The 19,999-nt window shown below is 36.9% G+C and carries 17 protein-coding genes and 1 tRNA gene; 12 read left to right on the top strand and 6 right to left on the bottom strand.

All coding sequences use genetic code 11. The features are described 5' to 3' along the window. The first annotated feature begins 144 nt into the window (after positions 1–144). Genes BN2628_RS17570 through BN2628_RS08090 form a run of 3 tightly spaced genes read left to right on the top strand, consistent with a single transcriptional unit; the run spans position 145 to position 6,091 of the window. Positions 145–3,642, top strand: coding sequence for an LPD38 domain-containing protein (locus BN2628_RS17570; protein WP_257606429.1), 3,498 nt, complete (start codon positions 145–147; stop codon positions 3,640–3,642). After that, positions 3,639–5,615, top strand: coding sequence for a portal protein (locus BN2628_RS08095; protein ID WP_055096739.1), 1,977 nt, complete (start codon positions 3,639–3,641; stop codon positions 5,613–5,615). The genes BN2628_RS17570 and BN2628_RS08095 overlap by 4 nt, the downstream gene beginning before the upstream one ends. Continuing rightward, the gene (locus tag BN2628_RS08090; RefSeq protein WP_055096738.1) at positions 5,612–6,091 is read left to right on the top strand and encodes a helix-turn-helix domain-containing protein; all 480 of its coding nucleotides are present in this window, start codon (positions 5,612–5,614) and stop codon (positions 6,089–6,091) included. Before BN2628_RS08095 ends, BN2628_RS08090 begins: the two co-directional genes overlap by 4 nt. A gap of 19 nt (positions 6,092–6,110) precedes the next feature. Here BN2628_RS08090 and BN2628_RS08085 read toward each other — a convergent pair whose 3' ends face one another. Next, a complete protein-coding gene (locus BN2628_RS08085) occupies positions 6,111–6,296 on the bottom strand; it encodes a hypothetical protein (RefSeq protein WP_055096737.1) in 186 nt (61 codons plus the stop codon). A gap of 164 nt (positions 6,297–6,460) precedes the next feature. On the opposite strand from BN2628_RS08085, the gene BN2628_RS08080 reads away from it, so the two are divergent. The 5 genes from BN2628_RS08080 (at position 6,461) to BN2628_RS08065 (ending at position 8,772) form a co-directional block, all read left to right on the top strand. After that, positions 6,461–6,643 carry a hypothetical protein gene (locus tag BN2628_RS08080; RefSeq protein WP_055096736.1) on the top strand — a complete coding sequence of 61 codons (183 nt, stop codon included), beginning with the start codon at positions 6,461–6,463 and terminating at the stop codon, positions 6,641–6,643. A gap of 13 nt (positions 6,644–6,656) precedes the next feature. Next, positions 6,657–6,815, top strand: coding sequence for a hypothetical protein (locus tag BN2628_RS17565; RefSeq protein WP_257606428.1), 159 nt, complete (start codon positions 6,657–6,659; stop codon positions 6,813–6,815). Between the two features lie 105 nt (positions 6,816–6,920). Further along, positions 6,921–7,244 carry a hypothetical protein gene (locus BN2628_RS08075; protein WP_055096735.1) on the top strand — a complete coding sequence of 108 codons (324 nt, stop codon included), beginning with the start codon at positions 6,921–6,923 and terminating at the stop codon, positions 7,242–7,244. Between the two features lie 11 nt (positions 7,245–7,255). Continuing rightward, entirely contained in the window at positions 7,256–8,206 is a 951-nt protein-coding gene (locus BN2628_RS08070) for a tyrosine-type recombinase/integrase (RefSeq protein ID WP_055096734.1), read from the top strand. 335 nt (positions 8,207–8,541) lie between these two features. Then, a complete protein-coding gene (locus BN2628_RS08065) occupies positions 8,542–8,772 on the top strand; it encodes a hypothetical protein (protein ID WP_055096732.1) in 231 nt (76 codons plus the stop codon). 75 nt (positions 8,773–8,847) lie between these two features. On the opposite strand, the gene BN2628_RS08060 is transcribed toward BN2628_RS08065, so the two are convergent. The 4 genes from BN2628_RS08060 to BN2628_RS08045 all read right to left on the bottom strand — a co-directional run bounded on the left by BN2628_RS08060 (position 8,848) and on the right by BN2628_RS08045 (position 12,636). After that, positions 8,848–10,014, bottom strand: a complete 1,167-nt coding sequence (locus BN2628_RS08060; RefSeq protein WP_055096729.1) for a tyrosine-type recombinase/integrase — start codon at positions 10,012–10,014, stop codon at positions 8,848–8,850. A 154-nt stretch (positions 10,015–10,168) separates the two neighbouring features. Beyond that, a tRNA-Thr gene (locus BN2628_RS08055) sits at positions 10,169–10,241 on the bottom strand. Between the two features lie 79 nt (positions 10,242–10,320). Beyond that, positions 10,321–11,796 carry a DUF4270 family protein gene (locus tag BN2628_RS08050; RefSeq protein WP_044225416.1) on the bottom strand — a complete coding sequence of 492 codons (1,476 nt, stop codon included), beginning with the start codon at positions 11,794–11,796 and terminating at the stop codon, positions 10,321–10,323. Positions 11,797–11,811: 15 nt separating this feature from the next. Next, positions 11,812–12,636 (bottom strand): glycogen/starch synthase, encoded by an 825-nt coding sequence (locus BN2628_RS08045; RefSeq protein ID WP_044225413.1) that lies wholly within the window; start codon positions 12,634–12,636, stop codon positions 11,812–11,814. Between the two features lie 370 nt (positions 12,637–13,006). On the opposite strand from BN2628_RS08045, the gene panC reads away from it, so the two are divergent. From panC to BN2628_RS08025, 4 genes are all read left to right on the top strand, one after another. Further along, on the top strand, positions 13,007–13,852 hold the full coding sequence (panC, locus tag BN2628_RS08040) for a pantoate--beta-alanine ligase (protein ID WP_044225410.1): 846 nt from the start codon (positions 13,007–13,009) through the stop codon (positions 13,850–13,852). 31 nt (positions 13,853–13,883) lie between these two features. Continuing rightward, positions 13,884–14,234, top strand: a complete 351-nt coding sequence (gene panD, locus BN2628_RS08035; protein WP_021932076.1) for an aspartate 1-decarboxylase — start codon at positions 13,884–13,886, stop codon at positions 14,232–14,234. 232 nt (positions 14,235–14,466) lie between these two features. Continuing rightward, the gene (locus BN2628_RS08030) at positions 14,467–15,789 is read left to right on the top strand and encodes an MATE family efflux transporter (protein ID WP_055096727.1); all 1,323 of its coding nucleotides are present in this window, start codon (positions 14,467–14,469) and stop codon (positions 15,787–15,789) included. Positions 15,790–15,877: 88 nt separating this feature from the next. Then, positions 15,878–16,477: an IMPACT family protein gene (locus BN2628_RS08025; RefSeq protein WP_044225407.1), complete on the top strand. Its 600-nt coding sequence runs from the start codon at positions 15,878–15,880 to the stop codon at positions 16,475–16,477. A 51-nt stretch (positions 16,478–16,528) separates the two neighbouring features. On the opposite strand, the gene mfd is transcribed toward BN2628_RS08025, so the two are convergent. Further along, positions 16,529–19,879: a transcription-repair coupling factor gene (mfd, locus tag BN2628_RS08020; protein WP_044225404.1), complete on the bottom strand. Its 3,351-nt coding sequence runs from the start codon at positions 19,877–19,879 to the stop codon at positions 16,529–16,531. Positions 19,880–19,999 lie beyond the last annotated feature (120 nt).

Genomic DNA, 19,999 nt, shown 5'->3' with positions numbered 1-19,999 from the left:
CGAGCCGAAGCCGAAAGGGTCACGATAGAGGACTTTGTACACATGCCGTTGAAAGACCTGGTACGAGGTACCGACCTCACCGGCAGTCGTATGACATCCGAAGAGAGTCGCATCGTAGAACGAGCCAAAGCCGACGGTATATTCATGAATACCGGAGAATATTCACCGGCTGATAACGATATCCGTTTCCATATTGATACAACCATACAAGCAGACGAACAAATGGAGAGAAGCCATGATGCGGACCGGCAAGCCATATCCTCCATGCAGTCTCCTGTAGGAGTAGATACTCAAGGTTTATCTGCATCCGAAGCTTCACAAGCTGTTGCCGGGCAGAAACTCATCAACCGGAAACTGGACAAGGATATCAGCCGCAACATCGCCTTCAGTTCTGTCAACCGGCTTGCCGTGCAGTCTGTTTACAATAAAATGTGGGAGCCCTTCTGGCTTAGAGGCCTTAAGAAAATCCCTGGTCTTCAGAAAATCCTTCCCGAGAAGCTCAACACGAGAAAAGCCTACGAAGCACTTTTCGATTCCATGACCACCCTGCACGACCTCATAGACGACATAGAGCAGAAGTACGGGAAACTACCCGAAGAATTGAACTTCTATTGGGCCGAAAACGCATCGATGAGCATCGTACAAGACGCCACAGACAAGTTCAACGAACAATACCTGCAACCATTACTGGATACCTTAGCCAAGGTGAGAAAAGCCTTTGAGAACAAAGACTACATGCTCAAGTACTACCCCTTGGCAAAATCGGGAATAGAACGACAACTCGTCCAAAAAGAACGTAGGATAGCCGAAGCAAAAGCCGACCCTCAGTATGACGGCAAACCCGAAAAATTACAAGCCGCCATCGATGAAATAAACAGCCGTGACTTTGCCGGGCTGACAGGCACCTTCCAGTTCATGCTGCGGGAAGAATACCCACAAATGCAATTCCCTGAAAACTTCGACAAATTCGAGTACGAAGACTTGGAACAATACGCAGCAGAAAACCACCTGATGAACCTGTTCGATTTTGTCAAAAAATCAGAAGATACATTAGGCCGTCAGCTTACAAATGAATTATGGCAGAGAGTCAGGGATATATCAGCATATCAATTAGAAAGAAAACTGCAAAAGGGATTGATTAGCAAAGACACATACGAGCTGCTCACCTACGGCACACCCATGTCCGAGATACTCAAGAAAAACAAAAACGAAGAAATAACAAAAGTAAATCAAACCCTGACAAATAAAGACGAAATCGACAAAGCCATTGACGGCATAGAAAAGAAATACGGCATATACATAGAAGGATACTTCACACACAGCCAGCTGTTAAAAAAAGGACTTATTACACAAGAGCAATTCGACTCTTTGCATCGCCTTTACGATTTCTATGTTCCCATGAAAGGGCAGACCGATGTCTCTGCAGAAGACATTAACGAATACGAGCGAAGAGAACGAAAAAACCTGTCCGATCTTAAGAAGATAAAAGGACACGAAAACATGGTACGTGACCCCTTCACCCAATTAATCCAGGATACCTATGGTACCATCATCAACGGAGAACAAAATGCCTGGAAACAACGCCTGTTGGAGACCTGCAGGCGTTATTCCATGCCGGTATACCACCTCTCCGAAACCTGGCTGAAGAAAGAAAAAATAAACGGGAAAGAAGTATTCACCCCCTACCTGCGCAAAGAAGAAGGCATCACATACCTTACCCCCACACAGCAAGAAATAGATAATGGCACAGCCGTAAAACATCGCAGAGGACTCGATTTGGACATTCCCATCGTCAAAGCCCACGAGCACGAACATGCCGTTACCGTATTCGAGAATGGCCGACCCATTACGATATGGTTCACCGACCCTGCCATATCCCGTGCAGTGAACAAGCTCAACATATCCGCACCCATCGACAACAAGTTTACCCGTGTGGTGCAGGCAGCACAACGTCTGCTGGCTGCCACAATGACCACGCTCAATATCTCATTTACCGTCCCGAACGTCTTGAAAGACTATCAGGAAGCAAACGCAAACCTCCTTATCAAAGAAGGCCGGAAATACCAAGCCCGGTTCAACAAGAACTATTTCGACAAAAAACTGCAAGGAGCCGTACGTCGAAGACTCGCCGGCAAGCCCCGCGACACGGAGTACGACAAGCTGGTAGACGAATACTTCCGCAACGGAGGCCCCGTAGCCTACAACATGCTGGCCGACTATCAGAAGCAACTTGAAAGCCTGAGAAAAGACATCAAGAAGACACAAAGGAACAAGAAGCTCAATCTCCCCAAAAATGCAAAAGAACGTGCCGGAGACTTAGCGTTGAAGACCTTAAACAAGTCTTCTGATTTCATCGGGAAATCCATCGAGAACCTGAACAAGTCCGCCGAACTCGCAGCCCGCATAGCCACATACGCCACATCCCGTCAGATGGGACGCTCTGTCACACGTTCGATATGGGACTCCAAAGAAGTCACCGTAAACTTCGACAAGAAAGGGACTATGTCGCGGACTCTCGGATATTGGCAATTATTCTGGAATGCCGGACGGCAAAGCAACCGCAACCAGCTGCAAATGATAAAAGATCACCCTTGGAGATGGCTGGCCGTAAAGTCATTGACAACGTCGATCGGAGCTTCCGAGCAAGCCCTGACCATCCTTGCCGCATTCCTACTTGGAGGAGATGACGACGACGCAGAAAAAGCACTCGACAAGTACTATTCCCTCACACCCTACATAAGGTACAGCAATTTCTGCGTAGTAGCAGGAGACCAGGTAATAACCATACCATTGCCACCGGCTTTTCTCCCCTCACATACCTTGGGAGTATGCATAGGCGAGTTCATCACACGCAGCAACAAGCCAGGATACAGCACTACCAACGCCCTTATCGACGTAGCCTCCGCCGCCGGCAAAGAGTGGCTTCCCGAATGCATTGCCGCCACGGCAATCGCCCGCCTGGAAGGGAAAGACTTCAAACTCTCCCGGATGATAACACAGCCACTGGCGAAGCCATTTCTTGAGGCGTATGACAACATCAATTTTATGGACCGTCCCATCTATAAAGACAAAGCCAACAAGAATCTCCCCGAATATCAGAGAATATACAAAGGAGTGCCAAAAGGATACATCCAAATCTCAAAAGGAATCAACGATATTACAGGAGGCAACGAAATCGAACGCGGATGGATAAGCCCCAATCCAGCAGCCATCGAACACGTTGTCAACGGGTACGTCAACGGACTGGGGAAAATCATCGAACAATTAGCCAACCTCTATTCCGACCCGGCACCGCAGCACATCCCCGTTCTTTCCCGATTTTGGAGAGGAGACGTAGAACTATATCTCGACCGGGACGACAAGAACTCATATTACCGCCTTCTCGAAGAAGCCAAAGAATTTCGCCGCCTCCGCAATGAATACGGCAAAGACCCCGCAAAATACAGTAAGGAATTGCAGAGAATCAACCATAAAGAAGCCCTGTATGATTATGTATTGGACGCAAAAAAAGAACTCGACCAGCTCAATGAAGCAAAAGAAACAGCGAACGAAAAAGAACTCGAAGAAATAGAATCACTAATAAAAGAAACATATAAAAGCATATTTGAAGTAGAACTCGAATTACACAAAAAACAACAATGAAACAGCTCATACCCAAATCACAGATTTATTCCGGGAGCGATACCACTCGGAACCATTACATAAACTCAGTGCGCAATACCGATACGGCAAACATCATACTCGAAGCATCCAGAGCGTGGGACGGGCTGGATAAGTTCCGCAAAAATGCACGCCGCTGCCGGGACTATACCTACGGCAAGCAATGGAACGACCGTATCAAAGACCCCGCCACCGGAAAATGGATAACCGAAGAGACCTATATCAAGGCACAAGGCAAAATACCCTTGAAAAACAATATGATACGGCAACTCGTAAAATCGGTGCTCGGGCAGTTCGCTTCCAACCAGACCGAACCCGTATGCGTAGCCAGCGACCGGGACGAGCAGAAACTCGGGGAGATGATGTCCATCATCATGAAATACGCCTACACCCTCAACAAGATGTGGGACATCGACCGCCGTACCCTCGAACAATACCTCATATCGGCACTCTGTTGTCACAAGATACAATACGGCTGGAATGCCGCACTCAACAAAGAAGACGCCTTCGTTACCGTAGTCAACGAAAACCGCCTCTTTTTTGACAACCGCATGGCCGACTACCGCTATTGGGACTGCAACCTCATCGGGGAGATACACGACCTCTCCATATCCGACCTTATCGCCACCTTCGCCGGGAATGATAGGAACAAAGCCCTGGAACTGAAGCAGATTTACGCCACGGCCACAGAAGACTGCCTGCGCTCGAACTATGAAAATCTGACATCAGACCATCTGGACAATCTCACCTTCCTCGTTCCGGAAGACTATAACATGTGCCGGGTCATAGAAATATGGCGCAGAGAATCCAAAGAACGCATCAAATGCCATGATGTACTTGAAGCGCAATACTATAAAATCGAAATAGAAGATTACCCCAAAATCCAAGCCATCAACGAAGCCCGTATCCGGCAAGGCGCGGCACAAGGGCTCGCCCCCGACGAAATACCCCTTATCGAGACCGAATGGTTTATCGACCGCTATTGGTATGCCCGTTGGCTCACCCCCTTCGGAGACGTGCTGCGCGAGATGGAGACACCCTACTGGCACAAGTCCCACCCCTATGTGCTCAGCCTCTATCCCTTTGTCGACGGCGAAGTACACTCTTTCGTCGAAGACATTATCGACCAGCAGCGATACATCAACCGCCTTATTACGATGGTCGATTTCATCATGGGAGCCAGCGCCAAAGGAGTACTCCTTTTCCCCGAAGACCAGATACCCGACGGCATGACCATCGAAGACATCGCCGACGAATGGACCCGCTATAACGGAGTCATCCTGTTCCGCCCGAAACCCGGAGGAGCCATGCCCCAGCAAATCAGCACCAATGCCACCAATGTCGGAGCCTACGAGATGCTCAACCTCCAGATGAAATTATTACAAGAAATTTCTGGGGTACATGGTGCTTTGCAGGGAAAACAAGCAAATTCCGGCACTGCTGCAAGTTTATACGCACAAGAAGCGCAAAATTCAGCATTAAATTTAGTAGATCTGCTCTCTGCCTTCAATACCTTCCGCGAAGACCGCGACACCAAGCTCATGCAGACAATACAGCAATATTATCGAGAGAAGAGATATATTAATATCTCAGGTAATGATTATTCCGAGGAGGCAAAATGGTTCGACCCCGAGCGCGTCAAGAACGTACATTTCGACCTGACCATCACCGAGAGCACCTCTACACCAGCCTACCGGCAACAGATGAATGACTTCCTCATGCAACTGTTCGCTTCCGGGCAAATCATGATAGAAGACCTTCTCGAAAACGGGGCGTTTCCCTTTGCCGACCGTCTGTTGCAATCCATACAAAAACGGAAAGAAGAGATGATACAGGCGCAGGGAAGTATACAGCAATCACCACAGGACCCCAATTCTGCACAAATACCTCCAGAAATACAGCAGCAAATAGACAAGAACACTGCCCCATTGATGTTACAAGCCTTACAGCAATGACAAAGAAAATAGACATATCAGGTTCTCCGCGCAGAAATCATACACGCAGTGAAATATTACAAGCACAAATGATGTATGCAGACGGAGAATCTATTGCAACAATTGCAGCAATGTTTCATGTAAACAGGTCAACAATAAACAGATGGGTAAAATCAGATCAAAGGCTTTTAGTTGCAACAAGAAAGGTAGAAGAAGCACATTTGAAAAAGATAGCAGAAACAAATGCAAAAATAAAATTCAATAAGATCGAAGAGTTAGAAAAATTACAAGAAAAAGCGATAAAAAGAGCATTAGACTTAATAGATGAAGAAGACGATATAGATAAAATTACAAGATTATTAAAAATGTTACATGATATAAAAGAAGAAAATAGCAACAATCAGAGTACTACATCTTTAGTATCTAAATTAATGTCTATATCAAAAATTCAAAAAGAAAAATATCAAGATGCTCAAATAGTAGAAGAAATAGAATAATCAAACATATTATTAAGTTTTAGAGTTGTTCTTTTTCTTTCTTTTCTCTTACACAATCATTAATGAATCTATTTCTATTTTCTTGTGAATTTAGATATTCAATTAAGTCTATATCAAATTTAACGAGTATTGCTTTTTGATTAATACCCGATGGGCGACCCGCACCACTGCGTTTTCCTCCTGACTTTCCTTTAAGACCTACCATGTATTTTTTTATTATAGAACAAAGTTAAAGTTTTATTTTAAGTATATACTAATATCAAATGTTAAATCTTTGTTAAACTAATAAAAGTATATACTTAATTCAAATAAACTATTTATATTTGCATCATCAGAAACGAAGAAATAACAATTAAAAGATATACAATTATGGCAACATCAGTAATTAAACAGAGAACAATAGAAAAGTTCATCATGTCAGAGTTTGCACAAGGTAATCTGAATACACAAGAACAAGTAGCTTGTATGCTTATCCTGGTTCAGAAGAAGTTGAATATGTCAGTAGAGCAGGCTGGTAACTTTCTGAGAAACGCAATAGGTATTAACGCTTAAACACCATACGATTATGAATACAAATGAAGTAGTATTAGGTCTGAGATACAGGGTATCGGGTGATTTATCTAATGGTTGTCATGCAGATGGTACGCCACGTATATCGCATGATGATGTAGTAAGAGTGATAAGAAGAATTACAGATACCCACGTGAACACTCATATTCTTTGACTTATGCCAAAAAAGCTGTTAATGAGGCTCAAAAGAACTATGATTTAGCAAAAAAACTTTGGTTGTAATCAGGTAGCCTTCGGGCTACCATAATACATAATAATTATGAAAATTTTATTTTTTTCAGAAGATAGGATAAGTGTTATTGATGCATTAAAAGATTATTTTTCTAATATTGATTTCAAAAAATTAAATGAGATAGAAGAAAATAGTGATTCTTTTAATATTGTTGTTGTTTTAGATGATGATAGAAATGTTATAGATTATCGAGTATTTGATCCATTCAGTATTGTTTTCGATGGTTATATAACTCCGTCAGGTTGGAGTAATTGGGGGATGGAGCATATATTTGATATTGATTCTTTGGTAGAAGATTTTAATCTTTCAGAAGAGGAAAAAGAAATAATAGAAGATATAAATAATTATTAATTTTTAGATGCATGTCTAAACATTTGAATTACATAAGTAGTATTTTGTTCCCACAAAAAGGTATTGGATTAAATATTTATATAGAAAAATTGATTGATGAAAAAATATATAGTAAAGATTATTCTTCAAGTTTAAAACTGCTAATAAAAAGGATAGACGAATTTTCAAAAATCTATAATGTAAGTATTAGAACGGATACTTTGAGTAAATCGTTATTGAATAAGTTTATAAATTTTATGCGTTCTGATACATATCAGCTCCAACACAATACAATATGTACTTATTTTTCGCGCTTAAAGACTGTATTATCAAGAGCACAAGCAGATGGATATTTAGTAAATATCTCATACAAGGATATAATCCTTAAGCCGGAGCAAAATAGTTTAATATATTTGTCTGAAGATGAATTGTTGAAAATATACAATTGTCCACAATTATCAGATGAAGCAAATCGGGTTAGAGATGCTTTTTTGATACAATCTTATACCGGTTTGCGTATTTCTGATTTTTCTAATCTGTTGTGTGAAAATATTAATATAGAGAAAAACATTATATACAAAAAAGCAAAAAAGAACCGGAAGATTGTAAAAATTCCAATTCATTGGATTGTTCGAGAAATACTCGAAAAATATGATTATAAACTTCCTAAATTGCCTTCGATACAAGCATATAATTATACGATAAAACGTATTTGCAAGAAAGCTGGTATTACAGATAAGATTGTTTGTGAATATGAAAAAGGGATGGAATATAAACAGGTAATAAAAGAAAAATATGAACTTGTTTCTTCTCATACAGCGCGTAGATCTTTTGCAACTAATCTTTTTATAGCTGGACTTCCTTTGCCTATTATCATGCTATTTACGGGGCATAAAACAGTTAATTCTTTGCTTATGTATATTAATATTACCAATGAAGATATTTTTCAGTATGCAAAAACAAATACATTCTTTTATAAATGAATATATTTTATACTATATTTGCTATACTGAATTAAGTAAAACTAAAGTACGAGAATTAAAAAAGAATTTAATCGTACCAGTTTGTAGTTTAGCTATTAAGTACAAATGTCCTGAAAAACAGATTACTGCCTCACAAAATTATAATTGGTCATGAAATAAATCCTTAATATGATGAGAACTTATAAATTAATATATTTAGACAGAGACGGAAACGAATTAGATTCAAAAGAGATAACAGCTCTAAATATCCAAGAAGCTCGCAAATACCGTGATAGATTATTTGCAGAGTGCATGATGAATGATTGTATAAAAATAACTGTAAAACGTATTTATCTATGAATAACGACAGGTTTATTCTTCAGAAATCACAGAACAAGGCTGGATATTGGGTTTGCTCTGATACTATTAATAATATAGTGTGTATTTTTAAAGAAAAGGAGTTTAATGAAACCCAAGAATTTACACTTTTAGATGATATACCTGCAAATCCCCAAAAATTGGCTGAATTAGTAAACGATATGGGTAAATGGCTTAGAGATAATCATTATAAAATAATTCTTCCATGATAAAAAGAGATGTTACGACCACATAGAATAGGGAGATGTTTACTAACTCTCCCTATTCTATCAGAATTATAATATTTATTTTACATTATCTAAAATCTTTCTGATTGTTTCATCTGCAATTCTACGCATAATTCGTATATAATTAAAAATCGGTCTATTTTTTTTCATGCTTTGCCCTATGCAATACTCTAAGACTTCAAGAGGTATTCCTAATTCAAAACCATGCTGTACAAAAGATTTGCGAGCAGAATAGTAAACGACACGTTTGTTTAATTCCAATTTATCTGCCATTTTTTGAATTTTTTTTGTTATATAATTTCTGAAATTTGGATATGAGAATTTATATCCAAAATTCAATTTTCCATTTTTATCTATATATTTATTTATTATTTCCCAAGCTTCAGGTTGTACTGTCATGGATATTTTTTTCTCTCCAATTTTTGTTCTTTTAGATTTTTCTCGTATATATTCGATGCTATCATTATTTTTTTTGAAGTTTATCGACATTAAATCAATGAGATTAATTCCCGCCATATAATAAGACAAACAAAATATATCTCGAGCTAAACAAAGTGATTTTTCTGTAAAGTCACTGTCTCGTATTTTTTTGAATTCGTCAATAGAGATATCGAGAACTCTTTCTTTAGTATATCCTTTTACATAAGCTATGAATGGATCATCTTCATATTTTACAATTTTTTTTTCTTTTGCAATATTGATTAATGCTTTTAGATGAGACATATGTATTCCTATGCTAGTATCATTAAGTCCTTTTTTTTGTAAATATTTTTGGAATTTTCGAATAGTGTCTGGTGTTATACCCTGAAATGATATGTCGCCATTGGTTGACTCTAAAAAATATTTTATAGATCTGTCATACATATTTGCATAACTATCTTGTCCATTTTCTCTGAAATCTGATATGGTCTTTTTTCGTAATATATCTACAGTAGTATCTTTGCCGGGTTTAGAAATCAAGTATTCTCTTAGTTGGGCTGGAGAATAATATTCAGGGTCTATTTTATCTAATAATTCCTGATAATGATTTAGAAGATTTCTTAGTTTAACATTTGCTTGAGGATTCCCGGATATTTGTCCTTTTTTTAAATCGGAAATATTTTTAACGGAAATAGAAGTGACAATATATCTGGTTTCTTGTTTATGACCAACGGCTATTCTTATTTTATGAGAACCGTCTTTTAATATTTTTGCTGGAACTATAGTCGGATATAGAGTTGCCATAATCGTTGAAATTAAAAAGATTCGTTTTAGATTCGTTTTTTTGTCCAAAAGTGGACAAAAAACTCTTTTTTTTAATATTCAACAAGGCTTCAAAGAATATCGATAATTTGATTTAAATACCTAAATTACTGATATATAGATTTATTTTATCTTGAGCCGCAAGCCGGAATCGAACCGGCGACCTTTTCATTACGAGTGAAACGCTCTACCGACTGAGCTATTGCGGCGAAAACGGTGCAAATGTAGTACTTTTTTCGAAAAATACCACTTTTTGGTACACCTATTTTTTCTTTTTGTTGATTTATATCAATATTTTTTGATACTGTATATAAGCTTTATTTTTATATTTTCTGTATCTAATTCAACCTGAGATGGTTTGGCGATGTATGGGGTCATAGCAGTGATTGTTTCAGCACTGCTACTTGATGATGATTCTGTTGTTATATCAACAGGAACTAATATCATATCTTCATTTGCATCAGGATTATCAGTATTAGGATTTTTTTCCATAATGCTAGTAATAAAACCTCGGATATTCCCGAAATTGTACACATGATTAGTTGCATCATATGTTGCGTAGAAATAATTTTTACTATCAGGTAATAATTTATCGCTGAAGAAAATATTTTTACTGGTTTCTACTAACACATTATCACTATTATATACTTTTCCCCCTTTACGCATAAATAGTAAGTAAGGCGGAGGGACAACTCCATGTTCGTTTGTTCCTGGATCGACAACTGGTATAGAGAGTGTCACAGCATTTAGCAAACATACGATATCTTCTTTATCTTTTTTGGCATTTTCATATGCTTCAATAATTTTACGAGTTGGAAATTTGATTTCTGCATCATAACCTATCGGGCCTTGTATATATACCTTCCCTTGAGCTATAGCCTTTTCTATATTGGATGCAACGTTCGCTTGTATTAAGTTGATGGATGGTACAGCATTGGTAAATACATATCCGGCAGTCGATGTTGAAATAACGGAATCTCTTAGAATATTTCCTTCATCATCTTTTATTGTTATGAAATTTCCTTCTGAATCACGCACTTTCTTTTTGTAACACCATCCCATGATGGTTTCACTGATGTTGGATATGGAACCTGTACCATAAGTGTTACGTGCATATAATCCTGGAAATATTTCTTTAAAATAGTCAATATCCATCATTTGATCAGGATTTGCTTTATAAGCATTATATAGACGGTCTTTTAATTCGTCAGATAATCTTACTTCTATAGTCTTGTATCCTGCATAGTAAAGAGAATCAGGTATGTTTAAATTAGACGCGGAATAGCTGCATTGGCCTATAACTTTGGATAAGTCGACATATCCTTCTGCTTCAGGGTCTATATTGCTATATAAGCGCGTTGGTAATTCTTTATCGAGTTCGTATACACTTACCTGCATAGGAGCTAAAGAGTCACCTATAAATGCATCACTTTTATAAGTAAATGTAACAATAAGTGAATCTATTTTATCTTGATATATTGCATCTAGGTCTAATTCATTATAGGGAATTAATTGTGTCATGAATCCAGAACGCAAGGAGCCATACTCGGGAATATTCATTGCCCCTAACATTTGTGTTAAGGTCCTGTTGGGTATTGCTTCGTTTGGAATAGATTTTATGGAAAGATTTTCACTAAAAGTGGAGTCTTCTATTATGGATATAACAGTATCGTCAATTGAAGAGCCTATTTGATTAAGATCATCATTACATGAAGCAACCATTGCCGTTATCAATGCAAGGGGAAGTATCCATTTAAGTTTCATATTTTCCTGTAATTTTTATTTATTGGCATTTTCCCATACCACATCGTAGAAATCATTATATGCATCGATGTATGTTTCTGAATTTTGATAAGGGAGGAATGGAATTCCTGCCGATTGAGCATAAGTTTGTATATCAGGATTTATAGTTTGACTGGCTTGTATTATTCCGTCAGAATAATCGATTGCCAGTTTTGTAAGAGTCGTACAATCGACCGAATCTTCAGGCTTGAATTTTAAATCTGATAATTTTATTTCATCCTGTATCAATTTATTGGCAAATCCTGCTTTAAAAGGGATTTTAAAGTCGTTGTCATAAACAGAATATACGATTTTTGAGTTTCTGAAAGAAGGGTCTTCTGCATATACCCGTTTAATATATAAAGGAGCTAATGCTGTTATCCATCCGTGACAATGGATAATATCTGGGACCCAACGTAGTTTTTTTACTGTTTCCATAACACCACGGACATAGAATATACTACGTTCATCGTTATCTTCGAATTCGACGCCATTTTCATCTTCTATTGTAAATTTTCTCTGGAAATAGTCATCATTATCGATAAAATATACTTGCATACGGGCTGCTTGGATAGAGGCAACCTTAATTATAAGCGGATGGTCGGTATCATCTATAATTAGGTTCATACCTGACAGGCGGATAACTTCGTGTAGTTGATTTCTGCGTTCGTTAATGTTGCCATACTTGGGCATGAAAGTGCGTATTTCTCGTCCTCTTTCCTGGATTCCTTGTGGTAGATTCCGGCAGATGGTGGCGATTTCTGATTCCGGTAAATACGGAGTAATTTCTTGTGTAATAAATAATACCTTATTGGCTTTCATCTGTCTAAGTCCTCTTATCTCTATAATTATTTTGCAAAGATAATAAAAAAATTATCGTAAATCTCCAAATATTAGAAGTATTAACATGCAAGAAAGTAATAAAGCCCATTTTTTATGATTGTGTGATAAATTGTGATTAAGTATTTAAATATATGATTAAAATAAGGATTGTAAAAAGATGATGTTTTTTATAACAAGAATTTTTTGAGATTTTTACTAAAGAAGATTTTGAAGTTGTTTTTCTTTTTGGAACACCTTATTTGCCAAAATAGTAAATAGAAAATTGTATTTTGTATAATATTTTTTAGTAGAATACTTCGTCATTTGGGTTTTATTTGCTTCTTTTGCATCCGATTTTAAAAAAAGCAAGATGGAAATAATTACTAAAATAGCTGATTTGCAGCGAAAAATAGTTGCAGTTAAGGCTAATGGAGGTAAAGTAGGTCTAGTCCCTACTATGGGAGCACTGCATAATGGACATTTACAGTTAGTGAGACGTTGTGTCGTTGAAAATGATTGTTGTGTAGTAAGTATTTTTGTAAATCCTACACAGTTTAATGATAAAAATGATTTATTACATTACCCTCGAACGTTGGAGGCTGACTGTGAATTGTTACGCTCGGTAGGTTGTACTATTGCTTTTGTTCCATCTGTAGAGGAAATGTATCCGGAAGAAGATACCCGGGTGTTTGAGCTTGGCCCTGTAGCGGAAGTGATGGAAGGGAAATATCGTCCAGGTCATTTTAATGGAGTGGCTCAGATTGTAAGTAAATTATTTTATGCAGTCACCCCTGACCGGGCTTATTTTGGAGAAAAAGATTTTCAACAGATTGCAGTTATTCGTTCGATGGTGAAATTGATAAATTCTCCGGTAGAAATTGTTGACTGTCCGATTGTTAGAGAAGAAGATGGTTTGGCTCTTAGTAGCCGCAACCGTAGATTGACTCCGGAACAAAGAAAAAATGCATTAAATATTTCTGCTACATTGTTTAAAAGTCGTACCTTTGCTCAAAATCATACTGTTGCAGAGACACTTGCTTTTGTAGTAGATACGATAAATGCTGTTGACGGATTGGAGGTCGAATATTATGAAATAGTTGATGGGCGTACTCTGCTACCGGTAGAAAGTTGGGACCAAACAGATTATGTTGTTGGATGCGTCACAGTGTATTGTGGAGAGGTACGTTTGATAGATAATGTTATTTACCATCGTTGATAGATGGCATGGAAATTATTGAAATAGAATTATGTTGGTAGAAGTTGTAAAATCTAAAATACATCGGGTTACAGTTACACAGGCTGATCTGAATTATATAGGTAGTATTACGATTGACGAAGATCTTATGGATGCTGCCAATATTATAGCTAATGAAAAAGTATATATTGTAAATAATAATAACGGAGAACGTTTTTCTACGTATGTCATTAAGGGGGAGCGGGGATCTGGCATGGTTTGTTTGAACGGAGCTGCTGCCCGTAAGGTTCAGCCAGGAGATATTGTTATTATTATGTCGTATGCTATGATGGATTTTGAAGAAGCTAAGACATTTACGCCTACAGTTATATTTCCAGATACTACAACAAATAAATTAATCTGAATAATTTTTTTCTATTATAGAAGAAAAGATTGTTGAGAGAGCATGGATATATTAGAAGCCCACTTGTATAGGTGGGTTTTGTTTTCTGTTTTCATATAATAAAAGTAGAAATATTTATATCTGGGAAAGATAATTAGAATATAATGTTTATTATAGAATGATTTAATTGTTGGACTTATTTTGTATAATGAGGTTTAATCATTTCTATCTAATTTTTTAACTAAATAAGATTGTGTTTACTAAAAAAGAAATATGGCGAGTAGCTTATCCTATCCTTATTAGTTTGGTAGTACAAAACCTTATAAATATTACTGATACAGCTTTTTTAGGGCGGGTAGGAGAAATAGAGTTAGGAGCTTCAGCTTTAGCAGGAGTATATTATATGTCTGTGTATATGATTGGTTTTGGGTTTAGTACTGGAGCACAGATACTGATGGCACGACGTAATGGTGAGGGCCGATATTCTGCTATTGGAAGTATAATGTTACAGAGCACATTTTTTATGATTTTATTAGCAGCATTATTGTTTGGGATAAATGATATTTGTGCTCCTTGGTTTTTGCATTGGATGATTAGTTCTGAAGCTATTTATAGCGCAACAATAGAATTTCTTGACTATCGAATTTTTGGTTTATTTTTTTCTTTTGTTGCTGCCATGTTTCGAGCATTTTATGTGGGTATTACTCAGACTCGAATTCTTACAGTCAATGCTGTTATAATGGCTTTGGCAAATATTGCTCTTAATTATATGCTTGTGTTTGGGAAATTCGGTTGCCCGGAGATGGGAATTGCTGGAGCGGCCTTGGGGTCAGTTTTATCAGAATTTATTTCGGTTATATTTTTTATGTTATATACCGGTATGAAGGTAGATGGGGAAAAGTATGCTTTTTTTAATATTTCGGGTTTTGACCCTAAAGTTATTGTGCGGGTATTAAGTGTTTCTATATGGACTATGATACAATTTTTTTTGCCGATAATTACATGGTTTATATTTTTTGTAGCTATTGAGCATTTGGGTGAACGATCTTTGGCTATTGCAAATATTGTGCGTAGTGTTTCTACTATATTTTTTATGCCGGTAAATGCTTTTGCTGCGACGTCTTGTACTTTGGTTAGTAATGCAATGGGTGCTGGACGTCCTCAAGAAGTGATGCCCATAGCAAGGCGTATTATACGAATATGTTATATGATTATTATACCCTTAATGTTTTTTGTGTTTGTGCAGCCAACTCTTTTATTACACATTTATACAGATAATGAAGCATTGATAAAGGAAAGTATTCCGTCTTTGTTTACCATGGTACTGTATTACCTTATTACAGTACCGGGAAGTATATTTTTTAATACTGTTGCGGGAACAGGTAATACTAAGTCGACCTTTTTAATAGAAATGATTACAGCGGGGGTATATCTTTTGGCTATTTATTTTATTATTTTTTGGTGGAGGCCATCCGTTCAATATTGTTGGTTTGTTGAATATATTTATTGGATAGTGACATTATCCATTTCGTTTTTTTATTTGAAAAAAGCAAATTGGAAAAATAAGAAAATCTGATAAAATAAGGTATCCATAGAAGAAAATAATTGGCTTAAAAAATGGGATATTTGGACTTCTGCTAACTCTTTCATATTTTTGTATTGTGATGGAAGATGTCTATAAAACAATAGCGTGTTTGTCTGAGGGTCTTTATAAAGAGAAGATGAGTAAGTTTATCTCTTTTGCTATTCCGGTATCTACAGTTGAAGAAGTCAAAGAATATATTGGGCTTTATCAGAAAAAATATTATGATGCACGGCATGTATGTTGGGCTTATATGTTGGGATATGAACGTAAAGATTTCAGGTCGAATGATAATGGGGAACCTTCTGGTACAGCAGGGAAGCCAATATTAGGACAAATAAATTCTTTTGGTTTGACCAATATATTAATTATCGTAATTCGTTATTTTGGAGGGATAAAGTTAGGAACGAGTGGACTTATTGTTGCATATCGTGAAGCTGCAGCCGAAGCTATTCGTGCAAATGAAATCATAGAATGTTTAGTTGAAGATGATATACGCATTTGTTTTGAATATCCTTTCTTAAATGATGTTATGCATATAATAAAGGAAAACAATGTAACTATTATATCGCAATATTTTGACATGGATTGTGATGTGACATTACGTATACGTCGTACAGAAATGGCGTATTTACGTAACCGCCTATCAAAAGTTGAATCATTGAGGTTCATTGATGTATAGTTACAGATAATAGAAGAAAGAGGGGGGCGATTGCCGCAGCAAGTTTCGGTTTTATATTGATTCTTGGTGCAATATATCATTTAATACTGAAACAGCGTTTTCTACAGTATTAATATTTGATATTACCATAGATCGTTTCTCCTTTATTTCACGTAATTGACATTGTCGAGGATTTTTTTGCAGGTAACAGATAACTTTACCGAAAGCGGTTGACTGGAAGTAACGGATATGTGAATCAGAAACGAAAAACAGTATCATCTTTCCTTGTTTTAAAACAATTTTTTCCATACCCAGTTGTTTGGCTAATTGTCTTAGACGTACTACTCGAATAAGCTCTTTACCTTCTTCTGGAATACGGCCAAATCGGTCTTCGAGTTTTGATGTGAATTGTTGTATATCACTTTCTTTTTCCATGTTGTCGAGCTCCTGATAGAGGGAAATTCGTTCTGAGACATTAGGGATGTATTCATTGGAAAACAAGAGTTCAAGATCGGACTCGATGATACAGTCTGTGACGAAAATTTCATTCTCATTCGTATGTTTATTATTTTCGTCGTTATACAATTCTGAAAATTCTTCATTTTTCAATTCTTCAACAGCTTCTTTCAGAACTTTTTGGTATGTTTCATATCCTAAATCTGCGATGAATCCACTCTGTTCTGCACCTAATAAATTACCGGCACCTCGAATGTCGAGGTCTTGCATGGCAATATGAACACCACTGCCTAACTCGGAAAAACTTTCGATGGCTTGTAGTCTCCGGCGTGCATCTGTACTGAGCGTATGTAAAGGAGGAGTAAGCAGGTAACAAAAAGCCTTTTTATTACTTCGCCCTACTCGGCCCCGTAATTGATGTAGTTCGCTGAGACCAAAGTTCTGAGCATTGTTGATAATAATTGTGTTTGTATTGGGAATGTCAATACCAGATTCTATAATAGTTGTAGCTATCAATACGTCGTAGTCATAATTAGCAAAATCTATAATGGTTTGTTCCAAACGATCTGGTTCCATTTGCCCGTGTCCGGTACAAATACGAGCATCAGGAACTAATCTATGTACTAGAGTGGCCAGTTCGTCAATTTGTTGTATTCGATTATTGACGATGAATACTTGTCCGTTGCGACTCATTTCAAAATTGATAGCCTCTTTTATTATATCTTCATTAAATCCATGAACTTCGGTTTGTATTGGATAGCGATTAGGGGGAGGTGTAGTGATTACCGACAGATCTCTGGCTCCCATAAGAGAAAATTGTAAAGTTCTTGGTATTGGAGTTGCAGACATGGTAAGAGTGTCGACATTAACTTTCATTTGTTTTAATTTTTCCTTTACTGCTACGCCAAATTTTTGTTCCTCATCAATGATTAATAAACCTAAGTCTTTAAATTTTACATCTTTTCCAATGATACGGTGTGTGCCGATAAGGATATCTATTTTTCCTTCGGATAGTTCTTGGATAATTTTTCGTATATCTGAGGATTTTCGAGCTCGACTCAAATAATCTATTTTCACAGGGAAGTCTTTTAGTCTGTCAGCGAATGTTTTGTAATGTTGGAAGGCTAATACTGTAGTAGGAACTAGTACTGCAACTTGCTTATTATCGCATGCTGCTTTAAAAGCGGCGCGTATGGCTATTTCAGTTTTTCCAAAACCTACATCGCCACAAATGAGGCGATCCATAGGCTGTTCTTGTTCCATATCCTGTTTTACTTCTGCAGTAGATTTTAATTGGTCAGGAGTATCTTCATATATAAAAGATGCCTCCAATTCTTGTTGTAAAAAGGAGTCTGGGGGATAAGCGTGACCTTTTTCTTCTCGTCGTTTTGCATAGAGCTTTATCAGGTCTCGAGCAATATCTTTCATTTTGCTTTTAGTCTTTTCTTTCATGCGTTCCCAAGCACCGGTTCCCAGTTTGTTGATGCGCGGTGGTTCACCTTCTTTTCCCCGATATTTAGCTAATTTGTGCAATGCATGTATGCTTACAAAGAGAATGTCGTCGTTTTGATAAATTAATTTAATGACTTCTTGCATCTTACCATTGATTTCGGTATGAATCAATCCTCCAAATTTGCCGACTCCATGATCTACATGTACAATATAATCTCCTGTTTCGAATTGATTGAGTTCTTTCAGTGTTAAAGCTAATTTCCCTGAACGAGCTTTTTCACTTTTTAGATTATATTTATGGAATCGGTCAAAAAGCTGATGATCTGTAAAAAAACAAATTTTTTGTTCTTTATCGATGAAACCTTCGTGTAGAGTCTTTAATATAGGGGTGAACTTTATATTATCCTTACGATCTTTAAAAATATTTTGTAAACGTTCTATTTGTTTTTCGCTATCGCTGAGAATATATAAAGAGTAACCTTCTGCAATGAGGTTTTTGAACGAATCACTTACCAAATTGAAGTTTTTATGATATATCGGTTGTGGTTGACATTCAATATGTAAGATGGCTGAATATGTAGTTTGTGTTCGAGAACCAAATTCGATACGTTTAAACTCAAGTATTTTTTTTTTAAATTTTACAGGATTTATGATTTTTTTTATGGCATTTATATCCCCTTCTTCGGCTATCAATAATTGAGGAGAAATAGCTCCATTTGTGATAGCTTCTATTTTATTGACAGAAAATGTAAAATCATGAAATGCCCATATAACACTTTCATCAATGAATTCTGGCAAAGATTCTCCAAATATGCCATTTTCAGACATGTTAGGAATAATACTAATATTGTCAAGTTGTTCGTTTGATAATTGAGTTTCAATGTCAAATGTGCGGATACTTTCTATTTCGTCCCCAAAAAAATCTATTCGATATGGTAATTCGTTTGAGAATGAATACACATCCAAGATACTGCCTCGTACAGCGTATTGTCCAGGTTCATATACATAGTCGACCCGTTCGAAACCATATTCAAAAAGAGTATCTGCAACGACAGTAGATTCTATATATTCATTTTTTTTTAGTCGTAGTGTTTTTTGGTTTAATAAATCCGCTTTTACGACTTTTTCAGCTAGTGCTTCGGGATATGTAACTATAATAAGTGCTTTGTTTTTTTCTTGCAATCTGTTGAGAGCTTCGGTTCTTAATATTTCATTAGCCGAGTCAGATTGTCCGTATTTGATTGCCCGTTTGTATCCGGATGGGAAAAATAATATCGATGTTTCTCCTTTGATTTGTACCAAATCATGGTATAAATATCCGGCTTCCTCCAAGTCGTTAGCCACTAATATAAAATGTCGATTAGATGACAATAAAGAGGAAAAAAGTAATGCTGCGGCAGAGCCTTGTAAGCCGTTAATATGCAAAGTCCCTTTTTTTTTATCGCTAATAAAATGTTGTAAAGCCTTTATTCGGGCCGGAGTATTGAAAAGTGTATATAGTTGTTCTGTATCCATAGTGTAAATTTAGAACAAAAATGACTCTTTTCTGAATGTATGGAAAAGAGAATTTTTTATTGATTTACAAAAGTAATGAATGATTGATGATGGACAATGAACGAGGGGCTTGATTTTCTG

This window comes from Gabonia massiliensis (genome assembly GCF_001403595.1).
Taxonomy (GTDB): domain Bacteria; phylum Bacteroidota; class Bacteroidia; order Bacteroidales; family Coprobacteraceae; genus Coprobacter; species Coprobacter secundus.
Note: the sequence above shows the minus strand (reverse complement) of the source record. Positions and strands in the feature narration are given on the sequence as shown.